Raw genomic sequence first — 14,786 nt, 5'->3', positions numbered from 1 at the left:
AAAACTACGTAACTACATTGCTAAATATCAATAACTGGCGTTCAGGCTGAAACCTGCCGTATGACTGGCCGTGCGGAAGAGTTCAGGTTTATGCACGGGCCAGCCGACAAAGGCGTCGTACTGCACGCCCAGCCATTGCCCCCGCAAGCCGACGAAGCCGCCCGTCAGGCGGCGCGCGATCAGCCATTCCGCGGACGGCCCGGATACCTCGCCATGATCGAGTCCCACATACGCTTGCTGGCCGCTGCTGCCCAGCGGCACGCCGACTTCGTTGCGCAGCAGCCAGCCCCGTTCGGCCGACAGGCTGCTTTCGCCGTCATAGCCGCGCACCGTGTAGCGCCCGCCGATGGCGAAGCGGTCTTGCGGCACCAGCGGCGTACGGTTGTGCTGCGTGCGCCAGCTGCCCGTGTAGTGCAGCGGCTGGCCAGCCAGCGTGAACGGCGCCGACACGGCCGCGTCGGCCAGCAGCAAGCGCATGCGCGAGGTACCCTCGCCAAACGCTTCCTCGGGTGCGGCCAGCGCCTCCATCGCGCCCGTGCCGCGCCGGTATTGCAGGTTCACGTCCAGGGTCGCCTGGCCCATGAATTCGCGGTGGCCGATGCCCAGTTCCCAGCCGGCCATGCGGCGGCGCTGCACTTCCACTTCCGTGTCGTCGATGAAGTTTTGCGCGGAACGCTGCCAGCCGCGCAGGGAAAGCGTCGTCTTGCGCGACGCATCCCGGTAGACCAGGCGGGACAGTTTCACTTCGCGATTCTGGCTGGCGCCGCTGTAGTTGTAGTCCTGGCTGATGCCGGCCACGGACTGGTGGTAATGGCTGTCGCTGACCGTGAAGGCCAGCAGCCAGTAGGCGTAGGGAATCGAATAGTGGGCAACCATGCCAGCCGTGCCGCGCGGGCCGTCGCGGTCACCGTCGACGTTCTGGTTCAGGCTCAGGTAAAACAGGTCGTTCAGGGTCAGCCAATGGTCATACGACAGGGTCACGCTGCCCTGCAGCTTGCCCGTCGAGCGCGAACCGCCATCGTCGAGGCCCAGCGCCAGGCGGAACGGCAAGCCCTGCTTCCACTGGATCTGCAGGTCGCTCTCGCCCGGCTTCGCATTGCCGCCCTCGGCCGGCATGATCTGGATATCGGCCTCGGCCGTCGGCACGCGCTTGAAGTTTTCCAGCGCCTGTTCCGTATCGCGCACATTGAGCAAGTCGCCAGGGCGCGCCGGCACGGCATTCCACCAGGTGGCGCGGGGATTCGTGCCGGGCGCAAAGCCGATCTGGCGGATGCGACCCGGTATCAAGGTCAAGGCCAGCGTACCCTTGCTCAAGTCCTGCGGTTCGGCCAGCACGCGCGTGGTGACGTAGCCGCGCGCGATGATGGCGTTCTGCAGCCGGCCCATCAGTACATTGATGGCCTGCGTGCCCAGGCAGCGCCCCAGCGCAGAGTCCGGCGCGCCCAGGTCGTCGCGCCCGGCGGCGGCCAGCGCCCACTGGAATTGCGCGGCGTCCTCGCCTCGCAACACCAGCTGGTCAATCGTAAAGCATGGCGATTCGCCCGCAGGCAGGCGGTTGGCGGACGCGGCGGCGGGCGTCTCGAGCAGGCGCACGTCGGGAGTGCGTTCCTGCTGCTGGCGCAGGAGGCGCTCACGTTCTTGCTGGCGGATAAGTTCTTGGCTGGCATCGTCGCGCTGGCTGGCGCCAGGCAGATTGGGAAGGGGCGGTGCAATTTCAGGACGGGTCTGCGCGGACACGGCGGTACACAAAGTACTGCTAAACAAAAATACACCGCACCATGGCGTCAAGCGCAGGTGCATATGTTGCCTTAGGTAATTATTTACGTAATGAAATTATAAATTAATTATTTCTATAGGGCAACTATATTTATTTCTTGAGAACTTTACCTCTTTGGTAACTACCTTTCAACTATCCAATTACCACTAGTAAGACAGGTGAGCAGGCGATGGTGCATCGACATGAGCCCATAAAAAAACCTGCCAAACAGGGCTTCAGCTAGCTCAGTCATTCCGATACACAAAGTTTCCAAAAAAAACTTACTCCAACTCGATGCTCAATGAGATAGCTAAAGTTCTGCATTTTTCAAACCAATAAACTGCTGCTACCCTCGCAAATACTCTCACCGGATATATCCATCCTGTCCGATTTGTCGCGGACTGGATGGCAGAGGCAAGCCCGTTCACTCATACCGATCACCATACCTTGCGCTTTTCACTGCGCGAGTAAAACAGTCAGTCGAACCGTATACACATTTGAGAAACTGATGCGTACCCTATGGGCTGAGATCGGGTAAGAATACCCCCGGCCTCCCCATCGCCTTGATCGGCAAGCTGCGCACCCTGCGCATGCAGCGGGACGTGGCCAAGGTCGTGTAAGATTTACGAAGCTGACCACGCTCCACTTCCGCCAGTCAGGCCATCCACCTTGCGACCATCCTGATGGGCCCATCGGCATGGGCTATCAACCGGCGACGTATCGCTGGCAGCAAGGATTGCTTAGGCCACGCGCAGGAGTCGGGCGGCACTGTCAGCGTCATGTTAAAACTCGCCGGGATTCTCCCTGGCTTCAACCAAGGTAACAATGCAAGATGATCAGCACCCAACATCAGCCATCCCTGAACGTCAGATCAGGGCCACCTACGACGAATCGACCATCCGTGTCTATCAGGCCTATTCGGATGTGATCGCAGATGACGCATTAACGAACGGCACATTTACTTCGCCCCCATTCAAAATGGAACGCATGACGTGGATTAAACCGTCTTTCTTATGGATGATGTATCGCGCCGGCTGGGGATTCAAAGATGCTGGTCAGCAACGCATACTGGCGATCGATATCAGTCGAGCGGGATTTGAATGGGCACTGGAGCACGGCTGCCTGAGCCACGCGGATACGTCCATGAGCAAGGACGAATGGTCGGCGAAAAAAGAGGCATCGCCCGTGCGCATCCAATGGGATCCAGAACGGGATCTGCTGTTGCGGCCGCAATCTCACAGAGCCATTCAGATCGGCCTCAGCAAAAAGGCGGTAGAACTTTACGTACATCAATGGATAACCAGGGTGGCGGATGTGACGCCGCTGGCCCATGCAATCCATGCGTTGCTCGCCCAAGAGAAATTTGAGGAAGCAAAGCACATGCTCCCGCAAGAAAAACCGTATTCGTCAGTATTTCATCCATCCTGAGCGCTGACATCCAGGACTTGAGAGCGAGGTCAAGCAAGGTAGCTCATGCAACGCAGGCCACCTCTTAGCAAGCTCAACTGCGTCCAGCTCCCTCCCCTGCGCGGAGCGGGGTCAGATCCGGCATCCGTACATGATCTCAACATTGACCATGCCGACCGGAAGAAATACGAAACAAGGGATGCCGCCATGCCGCTCCCGGGCGGTAAAATCATTGCTGTTGACCAAGCTGTGGCTGGCAGAACGCTCTTGCTCCTTTCATCACCGTGGAGACAGCTGCACCACAGCCGGTCATTCACGAACGCTATATATTGAAAGGCAATATGTATGTCTGGCAACACCCATGTTTCTGAGCGCCTCAAAAGCTGCCGCGAGAATCTTCGTATCTCACAAGTGCTGCTTGCCGAACTGGCGGGCATCAATCCCACGCAACTGTATCGCTATGAATCAGGCAAAGCCAAACTGCTTATGGACGCGGCAGAGAAGATTGCCGCTGCCCTCGACGTCAGCACCGCCTGGTTAATGCATGGGACGTTACCCATCGCCAGAGGGACGCAAATCGACCCGCCAGTACCGGCCGGAGGGGCGCTGATCCTGCATTTTCTGGAACTTCCCCCCATGCTTGCCTCCGCCGTGAAGCGCCTGTCCATGCAAAATGGCTGCACCGTAGAAATAGCGCTGCTGGACCTCGCGCATCAAGGCCTCGAAGCCATCCCCAAAAAAACCTTGGATTGCGCCGAGTCCGCAAGCAAGAGCGAGAAATAACCGGATCACTACCTTGCTGAGAAGTCGCGGTAGATGGAGTAGTGCAGCTCACGGGGAAATACGCGCAGCGTGATCCATGCGCTGACCTGTAAAGTCAAAAACTGCCTGATGACTGGCTGGATTCATTGACCTGGGATCGCGGTGGAGACGTCAATGCACGCATTTCCTTGGCGCGACGGATCAACCGCACGCACATCAAAAAAATGGCCGTTGAGAATTCTTTTTGAATTATCAACGGCCATATATTTTTCACTTTAAAATCAAACAGTTAAAGCGAGCTCATCACTCCCATTCGATGGTCGCCGGCGGCTTGCCCGAAATATCGTAGACGACGCGGTTGATGCCGCGCACTTCATTGATGATGCGGTTGGAGACCTTGCCCAGCAAGCTGTGCGGCAGGTGCGCCCAGTGGGCCGTCATGAAGTCTTGCGTTTGCACGGCGCGCAGGGCCACCACGTATTCGTAGGTACGGCCATCGCCCATCACGCCCACCGATTTGACGGGCAGGAAGACGGCAAACGCCTGGCTGGTCGCTTCGTACCAGTTCGCTGGCAGCGCGTCCGGGTCGACGGCCTGGCCAGCGACGAACTCGTACGGCGTATTGCGCAGCTCTTCGATGAAGATGGCATCGGCGCGGCGCAGCAGATCGGCATAGTCTTTCTTGACTTCGCCGAGGATGCGCACGCCCAGGCCCGGGCCCGGGAATGGGTGGCGGTAGACCATGTCATGCGGCAAGCCGAGCGCGACGCCCAGTTTGCGCACTTCATCCTTGAACAGTTCGCGCAGCGGCTCGAGCAGCTTGAGCTTCATGGTGTCCGGCAAGCCGCCCACGTTGTGGTGGCTCTTGATGGTCTGGCCTTTCTTGCCCTTACCTGCCGATTCGATCACGTCCGGGTAGATCGTGCCTTGCGCCAGCCATTTGGCGTTGACCAGCTTGCCCGATTCGACCTGGAAGACTTCGACGAATTCGCGGCCGATGATCTTGCGCTTTTGCTCGGGATCGGTAACGCCGGCCAAATGGCCCATGAACTGATCTTCCGCATCGACGCGGATGACTTTCACGCCCAGGTTCTTGGCGAACATGTCCATCACCATCTTGCCTTCGTCCAGACGCAACAGGCCGTGGTCGACGAAGACGCAGGTCAGCTGGTCGCCGATGGCGCGGTGGATCAGGGCAGCCGCGACGGACGAATCGACGCCGCCGGACAGGCCCAGGATGACGTCGTCGCTACCGACTTGCGCGCGGATTTTTTCCACCGCTTCGCTGATGTAGTCGGGCATGTTCCAGTCCGACTTGCAGCCGCAGATTTCATGCACGAAGCGGCCGATCATGGCCTTGCCCTGCACCGTGTGCGTCACTTCCGGGTGGAATTGCACGCCGTAGAACTGGCGCTCTTCGTCGGCCATGGCGGCGATCGGGCAGCTCGGAGTGTTGCCCATCAGCTTGAAACCTGGCGGCATTTCCAGCACCTTGTCGCCGTGGCTCATCCACACTTTCAGCATGCCGTGGCCTTCGTCGGTGACGAAGTCGGCAATGCCGTTGAGCAACTTGGTATGGCTGCGGGCGCGCACTTCGGCGTAACCGAATTCGCGCACCAGGCCATTTTCTACCTTGCCGCCCAGCTGGGCCGCCATGGTTTGCATACCGTAGCAGATGCCCAGCACGGGCACGCCCAGCTCGAACACGGCTTGCGGTGCGCGCGGCGAATCGCCGTCCAGCGTGGAATTGTGGCTGCCCGACAGGATCACGCCGGCGGCGCCATAGTTGCGCACGAATTCATCGCTGACGTCATACGGGAAGACTTCGGAAAACACGCCGGAATCGCGCACGCGGCGGGCGATCAACTGGGTGACTTGGGAACCGAAATCGAGAATGAGGATTTTAGAGTGCATGGTCGGAGCTTTATTCAGGGTCAATTGCAAAACCGGCGCACTGGGCGCCGGTCTGGACTTTCGCTACCACAATAGCGTAGCTGGAAAACTGTTCAGGGCAAGGCGCAGTGCCGAAGACAGTACGAACAGTACGGCGAGGCACTGGAACGCAGCCATGGACAGTTTCTCCAGTACGCTTACTCGGAGCGGTAGTTAGGCGCTTCTTTCGTGATCTGCACATCATGGACATGCGACTCGCGCATGCCGGCCGAGGTGATTTCCACGAATTCCGCTTTTTCGCGCAGTTCGTCGATGGTGGCACAACCGCAGTAACCCATCGATTGACGCACGCCGCCCACCAGTTGGAAGATGATCGCCAGCACGCTGCCCTTGTAGGCCACGCGACCTTCGATACCTTCAGGCACGAACTTGTCGGCCTTCATGGTGGCGTCCTGGAAATAACGGTCAGCCGAACCATCGGACATCGCGCCCAGCGAACCCATGCCGCGGTACGATTTGTAGCTGCGGCCCTGGTACAGGATCACTTCGCCCGGTGCTTCTTCCGTACCAGCAAACATGGACCCCATCATGACGGTCGAAGCGCCAGCGGCCAGCGCTTTCGAGATATCGCCCGAGAAACGGATACCGCCGTCGGCGATACATGGCACGCCCGTGCCTTCCAGCGCTTCGGCCACGTTCGAGATGGCCGTGATTTGCGGCACGCCCACACCGGCGACGATACGCGTGGTGCAGATCGAGCCAGGACCGATGCCGACCTTGACCGCATCGGCGCCGTATTCGACCAGCGCCTTGGCGGCGGCGGCGGTAGCGATATTGCCGCCAATCACTTCGACTTGCGGATACTTGGTCTTGATCCAGCGTACGCGGTCGAGGATGCCCTGCGAGTGGCCGTGGGCCGTATCGACCACCAGCACATCGACGCCGGCAGCGACCAGCAGGTCGATGCGTTCTTCATCCTTGGCGCCCACGCCGACGGCAGCGCCGACCAGCAGCTTGCCCTGGCTGTCTTTCGACGCGAACGGGTGGGAAGTCGACTTCTGGATATCCTTGACGGTGATCAGACCGCGCAGTTCGAATGCGTCGTTGACGACCAGCACGCGCTCCAGGCGGTGCTTGTTCATCAGGCGCTTGGCTTCGGCCGTATCGGCGTCTTCCTTGACGACCACGAGTTTTTCGCGCGGGGTCATCTTGGCGGAAGCTTCCGCGTCGAGTTCCTGCTCAAAGCGCAAATCGCGGTTGGTGATGATGCCGACGACTTCCTTGCCTTTGACAACAGGGAAACCGCTGATGCCGTATTGTTCCGTCAGGGCGATTACGTCGCGGATTTTCATTTCCGGCGGAATCGTGATCGGGTCGCGCAGCACGCCGGCTTCGAAACGCTTCACGCGGGCCACTTCACGTGCCTGGTCTTTCGGATTCAAATTCTTGTGAATGATGCCGATGCCGCCTTCCTGGGCCATCGCGATCGCGAGGCGGGCTTCCGTCACCGTATCCATGGCTGCGGACAGCAAGGGAATATTCAGGGTGATATTGCGGGTCAGGCGAGTTTTGAGGGACGTATCGGCGGGCAGAACGTTGGAGTAGGCTGGGACGAGCAGCACGTCATCGAATGTGAGTGCTTTTTGAAGTAGACGCATAGCATTTCCTATTGGCGCAAAAGCAGATTATACAGAAAAAAGCGCCCTCCGTCCTTGCAGCATAGAAAAGATATTTGGAAATAGCAAAAAAATGTCCCGCCAGGGCCAGCCGCCAGCCGCAGCCCTGCCCTCTCCCAGACCCGTCAGGTCTTGGCGGGCTTGCCGCTGGCACGCCGGCGGCGCGCTTCTTTCGGGTCCGCCTGCAGCGGACGGTACACCTCGATCCGGTCATGTTCGCGCAAAACGGTGTCCAACGGCTTCTTCTTGCCATAGATGCCGACCATATTCACGACCAGGTCGATGCCGGGGACTTCCTGCAGCAAGCCGCTCTGCTCCACCGCCTGCCCGATGGTGGCGCCTGCAGCCACCGTCAATGAGCGCAGAAAGCTGCTATCGGGCAAGGCGTAGCAGACTTGCACCTGGATGCTCACTTCAGCCATACACCGTCTCCGCGCGCTTGCAGAAGGAATCGACCATGCTGTTGGCGATCATGCCGAAGACGGGGCCGATGATCTGCTCGAGCACGCGGCTGGAAAACTCGTAGTGCAGGTCCAGTTCGATCTTGCACGCATCTTCGCGCAGGGCCTTGAAGGTCCACACGCCGTCGAGGGTCTTGAAAGGACCGTCCACCAGCTTCATCTTGATGGAGCTCGGCGGCACGTTCTCGTTGGACGTGGTGAAGCTTTGGCGCACGCCGTGGTAATGTATGCCCACGCTGGCGACGACCGTGTTCTCGCCCCGCTCGCGAATCTCGACCGCACCGCACCAGGGCAGGAATTTGGGATAATCCTCCACCGCCGCCACCAGCGCGAACATTTGTTCGGCGCTATAGCCGAGAAAAACTGATTTATGTACTACTGCCATTGAAGAACCATTTGCTATGATGTTGGATACATTTGATTTTATCGCGCTTGCGCGAGACAGTAGTTTAACCGACCCGCGCACATTTACCATCTCATGACCATAGCAGACAACAGAAAAGCCTTCCACGACTACTTTATCGAGGATCGCTACGAAGCCGGCATCGTGCTGGAAGGCTGGGAAGTCAAAGCCATCCGCGACGCCCGCGTACAAATCAAGGAAGCCTACGTTGTCGTCCGCGGCGATGAACTCTTCCTGTTCGGCGCGCATATCAGCGCCCTGCCGACCGCCTCTACCCACATCCACCCGGAAGCCGTACGCACGCGCAAGCTGCTGCTGCACCGCACGGAAATGGATAAACTGATCGGCAAGGTGGAACGCTCCGGCTATACGCTGGTGCCGCTCAACCTGCACTACAAGGGCGGCCGCGTCAAATGCGAAATCGGCCTGGCAAAAGGCAAGAAACAGCACGACAAGCGGGCAGCGGAACGCGACCGCGACGGCGCGCGCGAAGTGCAGGCGGCAATGAAGTCGCACCGCCGCTGATCCGGCACCACGCGCAGCGATCTGCGCCAATACCACCAAGCCCGGCTATATGCCGGGTTTTATTTTGCCGGTACCTGCGGCAAACGGAAATGCACAGCGCAATGGGATGAAAACAGGAAAAGGAAGAAATACTGCGGGAATAAGACAGATATTATCGAAAATACCATGGAGATAAGCGAATGAATCAGCTTTGCCTGCCTGGCCAAAGACGATTAATCAGGAAAGTTCCGGATGCTTGCATGCTGCCTTGTACTACACCTGTACTACTCCACAGGACAAGCATCCGAATGAACGGTTTGTTAAACCTTCAGGATCAAACCTTCAGCAGATCGCGCGACTTGCCCGAATCGGTCCACTCTTTGACCCATTTCGGTTGACGGCCACGGCCAGTCCATTGCTGCGTCGCATCATCCGGATTGCGATAGCGTACTGCGACCGTGCCGGTTTTAGCGCGGATACCGGTACCAACCAGATCTTTTACGGAAACGCCAACGCTCTGGGCGATTGCCAGGATTTGTTCACGCGCTTTGGACAGATCGTCCTGTTCGCGTTTCTTCATTTGCTTCTTGATGTCGTCCTGCAAGGTGCGCAGTTCGGACAGGGATAAGCTGGACAGATCCATGATATTTCCTTGTGTGAGTTGAAAAATATAACTGAACAGTTAAATTCTATCCAATTGTAACGCGACTGAGGTGATTTTTCTTGAGATTTGATTGTTTTTTACAATTCTCTTACCAAAAACCCGACTTCCCCGACCTTCAGATGATGTAAGTCTTCAATCCAGGGAGCGGACATCGCGCCGGACCGACTGTCTGCGCCGACTTCCCTTCCTTGTGCGATCGCGATTCAATGCAGCACCATCGACAGTATTTATTTTGCAGCACTTTCTACCTCATTGCAATTTATAGTAATCATAAATTGCAATTCAAAATATACATGGGAGCAATACTATCGCCAATGATGCATCGGCTCCCAAACACTACCCAAGTATCCGCCGCGGATATCGGTTGAATCATCGCAATGCATGAGCAGCAGATTCTACTTCAATCAAAAAGATAAGCGTCGCACGGCAGCATATAATCCCGAAAGTGCGCATAGCATAGCATAAAGAAAATATTTTCAACATTGCCATTTAGAACGCAGATACTCGAGCCTTGTTGCCAGCATATATTCCAGCAGCGCAAATGAAAACTGCCCGCGATATGGCGGGCAGTTTTGACGACTAACTTGCTACGAGTTTGCTATTCACCAGGCAATCAGGGAATCGCCACGCCGCTTTTCGGCTTTTGCGTTTTCACCACCTGCATCGCCGTGGCGATCAAACCGCTCATATCGCCCAGATTGGCCGGCACGATAATCGAGTTATTTGTTTTCGCCAATTGCGCGAACGCGCCCACATACTGCTCGGCCACTTTCAGGTTGACAGCATCTTCGCCGCCCGGCTCGCGGATGGCGGCGCCCACCTGGCGCAGCGCCTCGGCACTGGCTTGCGCCAGCGCGACGATGGCCGTGGCCTGGCCTTCGGCACGGTTGATCGACGCCTGCTTTTCGCCTTCCGAGCGGGCAATCGCCGCTTCGCGCTCGCCGCTGGCGATATTGATCTGCTCCTGCTTGCGCCCTTCCGAGGCGGCAATCAGCGCGCGCTTTTCGCGTTCAGCCGTAATCTGCGCCTGCATCGCATGCAGAATTTCCTTGGGCGGCGTCAAATCCTTGATTTCATAGCGCAATACCTTGACGCCCCAATTCGCCGCCGATTCATCGATGGCATTCACGATGGCCGTATTGATATGGTCGCGTTCTTCAAATGTCTTGTCGAGTTCCATTTTACCGATCACCGAACGCAAGGTCGTTTGCGCCAGTTGCGTAATGGCGGCGATATAATTCGACGAGCCATACGAAGCACGCATGGCGTCGGTAATCTGGAAATACAGAATGCCATCGACCTGCAATTGCGTATTGTCGCGCGTAATACATACCTGCGGCGGCACGTCGAGCGGAATTTCCTTGAGCACGTGCTTGTAGGCGATACGGTCGACAAAAGGCACGACGATATTCAAGCCAGGCCCCAATACCGCATGGAACTTGCCCAGGCGCTCCACCACCCAGGCATGCTGCTGCGGTACCACATTGACCGTCTTGAAGACAAATACCAATGCCAGCAATAACAAGATCAACGACATGCTTCCGATGCTTACTTCCATAATCTACTCTCCAGGTTATCCAACAATCAAACGGCTGCCACGCACGGCGCGTATGGTGTAATGGCCGGCTTGCGTATCGCTGCCGGGAATCAGTTCCACATCCCACAAGGCGCCGCGGTACATGACGCGCGCCGCGCCATCGACCCAATGCGCGACCGCCACGCTTTGGCCGATATCGAGATTGACATTCGGATCCTGCGCCGCATCGCGCCGCGCCGCCTTGCCAAAACGGCTGCGCCGCAATAACAGGGTGGCCGCCACGCCGACAATGGCGGCCGTCAGGGCTTGCCAGCCGCCATTGCCGCCCGCCAGCGCCACCAGTCCTCCGGCACTGATACCGATGGCGATCATCAGCAAATAAAACGTGCCCGTAAACAGCTCCAGGATCAATACCGCGCCAGCCGCCACAAACCAGCCTACCCATTCAGCCATGATGCCTCCATCTTTGCGAATCCGAAAATAAAAAACCCCGCAGCCTATATAAGCGACGGGGTTTAATGCGTATTACTGCCTGATATTATTCTTGCCAAACACCTATATACAAGCAGTCTAACGCAATTCCTGATGGCGTCAATAGGCAGGGGCGAATTAGCGCCGCAGGCCCGGCAATTACTCTTCCAGCAGGCTGCGCAGCATCCACGCCGTCTTTTCATGCAAATCGAGGCGCTGCGTGATCAGGTCGGCCGTCGGCTGGTCATTGGCTTTTTCCAGCAGCGGGAACAGGCGGCGCGCCGTGCGCGCGGTCGCTTCCTGTGCCGATACCAGGTGGCTGACCATATCCAGCGCCGGCGGCACACCGTCGATTTCCTTGATCGAGGCCAGCTTGACGAATTCCTTGTAGGTGCCGGGCGCAGGATAGCCGAGGGCGCGGATGCGCTCGGCGATCAGGTCCAGCGCGGCCCACTGTTCCGTGTATTGCGTCATGAACATCAGGTGCAGGGTGTTGAACATCGGCCCCTTGACGTTCCAGTGAAAATTATGGGTCATCAGGTACAAGGTGTAGCTGTCGGCCAGCAGGCCGGACAGGCCTACCGCAATCTTCGCGCGGTCCGCCTCGGAAATGCCGATGTCGATCTTTGCCACTTTGCTCGGTTTCTTGCTTGCCATGAGAACTCCCGTTTCAATGTATTGGTGGAATCATTTTAGCTGATCTGGCGCAATGCCATCGAATACAGGCGTGCGCCGCATGGCAGGCATAAAAAAACCCGCTGCCGGGTGAGCGGCAGCGGGTTTTCAGAGGGCGGACAAGACGCTTACGCTTTCAGCGCAGCGAGCTTTTGCCAGGTATCGATCACCGAGTCCGGGTTCAGCGACATCGATTCGATGCCCTGTTCCATCAGCCAGACGGCGAAGTCCGGATGGTCGGAAGGCCCCTGGCCGCAAATGCCGATGTACTTGCCGCGTGCCAGGCAAGCCTTGATGGCCAGGGCCAGCAGGGCTTTCACGGCAGGATCGCGCTCGTCGAAGTCGGCGGCCAGCAATTCCATGCCGGAATCGCGGTCCAGGCCCAGGGTCAGCTGGGTCAGATCGTTCGAACCGATCGAGAAGCCGTCGAAATGGTCGAGGAACTGGTCGGCCAGGATGGCGTTCGACGGCACTTCGCACATCATGATGACGCGCAAGTCGTTCTCGCCGCGCTTCAAGCCATTCTTCGCCAGCAGGTCGATGACTTTCTCGGCCTGGCCCAGGGTGCGCACGAATGGCACCATGATTTCCACGTTCGTCAGGCCCATGTCGTTGCGCACGCGCTTCATCGCTTCGCATTCCATGTTGAACGCTTCGGAGAAGTCGGCCGACAGGTAGCGCGCCGCGCCGCGGAAGCCCAGCATCGGGTTTTCCTCGTCCGGCTCGTAGCGCGAACCGCCGATCAGCTTCTTGTACTCGTTCGACTTGAAGTCGGACAGGCGCACGATGACTTTTTTCGGCCAGAACGCGGCGGCGATGGTGGCGATGCCTTCGGCCAGCTTGTCGATGTAGAACGCTTTTGGCGAAGCGTGGCCGCGCGCCACCGATTCCACGGCCTTTTTCAGGTCGGCATCGATGTTCGGGTATTCCAGGATCGCGCGCGGGTGCACACCAATATTGTTATTGATGATGAATTCCAGGCGCGCCAGGCCCACGCCCGCATTCGGCACGGACTGGAAGTCGAACGCCAGCTGCGGATTGCCCACGTTGAGCATGATCTTGGTGTCGAGCTTCGGCAATTCGCCGCGCGACACTTCCGACACTTCCGTTTCCAGCAAGCCATCGTAGATCTTGCCTTCGTCGCCTTCGGAGCACACCACGGTGACGAAGGTGCCGTCTTTCAGCACGTCGGTGGCGTTACCGCAGCCGACGACGGCAGGCACGCCCAGCTCACGCGCAATAATTGCCGCGTGGCAAGTGCGACCGCCACGGTTGGTGACGATGGCCGAAGCGCGCTTCATGACCGGTTCCCAGTTCGGGTCCGTCATGTCGGCAACGAGCACGTCGCCTGGCTGCACGCGTTCCATGTCGGCCGGGTCGTGGATCACGCGCACGGGGCCGGCGCCGATCTTCTGGCCGATGGCGCGGCCGGAGGTCAGCACGGTGCCGGTGCTTTTCAGCTTGAAGCGCTCCTGCACGTCGGTCGCCTTTTGCTGCGACTTGACGGTTTCAGGACGCGCCTGCAGGATGTACAGCTTGCCGTCGCGGCCATCCTTGCCCCACTCGATGTCCATCGGACGGCCGTAGTGGTTTTCGATGATGACGGCGTATTTGGCCAGTTCCACCACTTCGCTGTCGTTCAGCGAGTAGCGGTTGCGCATTTCGACGGGCACATCGACGGTTTTCACGGAACGGCCGGCTTTCGCTTCATTCGTGAATTCCATCTTCAGCAGTTTCGAGCCGATATTGCGGCGGATCACAGGCGACTTGCCTTTTTCCAGCATCGGCTTGTGCACATAGAATTCGTCGGGATTGACGGCGCCCTGCACCACGGTTTCGCCCAGGCCATAGCTGGAAGTGACGAAGACCACGTCCTTGAAGCCCGATTCAGTGTCGATGGTAAACATCACGCCGGCCGCGCCCAGGTCGGAGCGTACCATGCGCTGCACGCCGGCCGACAGGGCCACTTCAGCGTGCGTAAAGCCCTTGTGCACGCGGTACGAGATGGCGCGATCGTTGTACAGCGACGCGAACACCTGCTTCATGGCCTCAAGCACGTTGTCGATGCCGACCACGTTCAGGAAGGTTTCTTGCTGACCAGCAAAAGACGCGTCCGGCAAGTCTTCCGCCGTGGCCGAGGAACGCACGGCAAACGACATTTCGGTATCGGAATCGGCCACCAGCTTGGCGTAGAACTGGTCGATTTCGGCGGCCAGGCGGGGCTGGAATGGCGTTTCCACGATCCATTGACGGATCTCGGCGCCGGCTTGCGCCAGCGAGCGCACGTCATCGATGTTCAGCCCTTCGAGGCGCTGAGCGATGCGTTCGGCCAGCGGCAAGCCGCCGTTGGCGCTATATGACAGGAAATCGCGGAATGCCTGCGCCGTGGTGGCAAAGCCACCGGGCACGCGCACGCCGGCTTCCGCCAGTTGGCTGATCATTTCGCCCAGGGAGGCGTTCTTGCCGCCGACGGATTCGACATCCGTCATGCGCAAATGCTCGAACGAGGCAACATACACCGCGTCCTTGTCTTCCTGCTGTTGCGATACTGCGTTGGTCATAATGACACCCTTACTG

13 protein-coding genes are annotated in these 14,786 nt (G+C 58.4%); 3 read left to right on the top strand and 10 right to left on the bottom strand.

Annotated features, from left to right (window positions below; genetic code table 11):
• Positions 1–27: 27 nt before the first annotated feature.
• Positions 28–1,800, bottom strand: a complete 1,773-nt coding sequence (locus O3300_RS00830; RefSeq protein WP_305051665.1) for a ShlB/FhaC/HecB family hemolysin secretion/activation protein — start codon at positions 1,798–1,800, stop codon at positions 28–30.
• A 781-nt stretch (positions 1,801–2,581) separates the two neighbouring features.
• Here O3300_RS00830 and O3300_RS00825 point away from each other — a divergent pair.
• Both O3300_RS00825 and O3300_RS00820 read left to right on the top strand, forming a co-directional pair.
• Entirely contained in the window at positions 2,582–3,184 is a 603-nt protein-coding gene (locus O3300_RS00825; protein WP_305051664.1) for a DUF4291 domain-containing protein, read from the top strand.
• A gap of 324 nt (positions 3,185–3,508) precedes the next feature.
• On the top strand, positions 3,509–3,946 hold the full coding sequence (locus tag O3300_RS00820; protein ID WP_305051663.1) for a helix-turn-helix domain-containing protein: 438 nt from the start codon (positions 3,509–3,511) through the stop codon (positions 3,944–3,946).
• Between the two features lie 282 nt (positions 3,947–4,228).
• Here O3300_RS00820 and guaA read toward each other — a convergent pair whose 3' ends face one another.
• From guaA to O3300_RS00800, 4 genes are all read right to left on the bottom strand, one after another.
• Positions 4,229–5,839 (bottom strand): glutamine-hydrolyzing GMP synthase, encoded by a 1,611-nt coding sequence (gene guaA, locus O3300_RS00815; protein ID WP_034777714.1) that lies wholly within the window; start codon positions 5,837–5,839, stop codon positions 4,229–4,231.
• Between the two features lie 176 nt (positions 5,840–6,015).
• On the bottom strand, positions 6,016–7,476 hold the full coding sequence (guaB, locus tag O3300_RS00810; RefSeq protein WP_034752206.1) for an IMP dehydrogenase: 1,461 nt from the start codon (positions 7,474–7,476) through the stop codon (positions 6,016–6,018).
• A 143-nt stretch (positions 7,477–7,619) separates the two neighbouring features.
• Positions 7,620–7,916, bottom strand: a complete 297-nt coding sequence (locus O3300_RS00805; RefSeq protein WP_305051662.1) for an RnfH family protein — start codon at positions 7,914–7,916, stop codon at positions 7,620–7,622.
• Complete coding sequence (locus tag O3300_RS00800) at positions 7,909–8,340, bottom strand: type II toxin-antitoxin system RatA family toxin (RefSeq protein ID WP_034752216.1); 432 nt, start codon at positions 8,338–8,340, stop codon at positions 7,909–7,911. The genes O3300_RS00805 and O3300_RS00800 overlap by 8 nt, the downstream gene beginning before the upstream one ends.
• Positions 8,341–8,433: 93 nt before the next feature.
• On the opposite strand from O3300_RS00800, the gene smpB reads away from it, so the two are divergent.
• Positions 8,434–8,883 (top strand): SsrA-binding protein SmpB, encoded by a 450-nt coding sequence (gene smpB, locus O3300_RS00795; RefSeq protein ID WP_034752217.1) that lies wholly within the window; start codon positions 8,434–8,436, stop codon positions 8,881–8,883.
• 313 nt (positions 8,884–9,196) lie between these two features.
• On the opposite strand, the gene O3300_RS00790 is transcribed toward smpB, so the two are convergent.
• The 5 genes from O3300_RS00790 to ppsA form a co-directional block, all read right to left on the bottom strand.
• The gene (locus O3300_RS00790) at positions 9,197–9,505 is read right to left on the bottom strand and encodes an H-NS family nucleoid-associated regulatory protein (protein ID WP_010397665.1); all 309 of its coding nucleotides are present in this window, start codon (positions 9,503–9,505) and stop codon (positions 9,197–9,199) included.
• A gap of 634 nt (positions 9,506–10,139) precedes the next feature.
• Entirely contained in the window at positions 10,140–11,084 is a 945-nt protein-coding gene (locus O3300_RS00785; RefSeq protein WP_099664320.1) for an SPFH domain-containing protein, read from the bottom strand.
• Between the two features lie 15 nt (positions 11,085–11,099).
• Positions 11,100–11,516 carry an NfeD family protein gene (locus O3300_RS00780; protein WP_099664321.1) on the bottom strand — a complete coding sequence of 139 codons (417 nt, stop codon included), beginning with the start codon at positions 11,514–11,516 and terminating at the stop codon, positions 11,100–11,102.
• A 177-nt stretch (positions 11,517–11,693) separates the two neighbouring features.
• Positions 11,694–12,191 (bottom strand): Dps family protein, encoded by a 498-nt coding sequence (locus O3300_RS00775; protein ID WP_305051661.1) that lies wholly within the window; start codon positions 12,189–12,191, stop codon positions 11,694–11,696.
• Between the two features lie 146 nt (positions 12,192–12,337).
• Entirely contained in the window at positions 12,338–14,770 is a 2,433-nt protein-coding gene (gene ppsA, locus O3300_RS00770; RefSeq protein ID WP_077409088.1) for a phosphoenolpyruvate synthase, read from the bottom strand.
• Between the last annotated feature and the right edge of the window lie 16 nt (positions 14,771–14,786).

Source organism: Janthinobacterium sp. SUN206 (assembly GCF_030587305.1).
Taxonomy (GTDB): domain Bacteria; phylum Pseudomonadota; class Gammaproteobacteria; order Burkholderiales; family Burkholderiaceae_D; genus Janthinobacterium; species Janthinobacterium kumbetense.
Note: the sequence above shows the minus strand (reverse complement) of the source record. Positions and strands in the feature narration are given on the sequence as shown.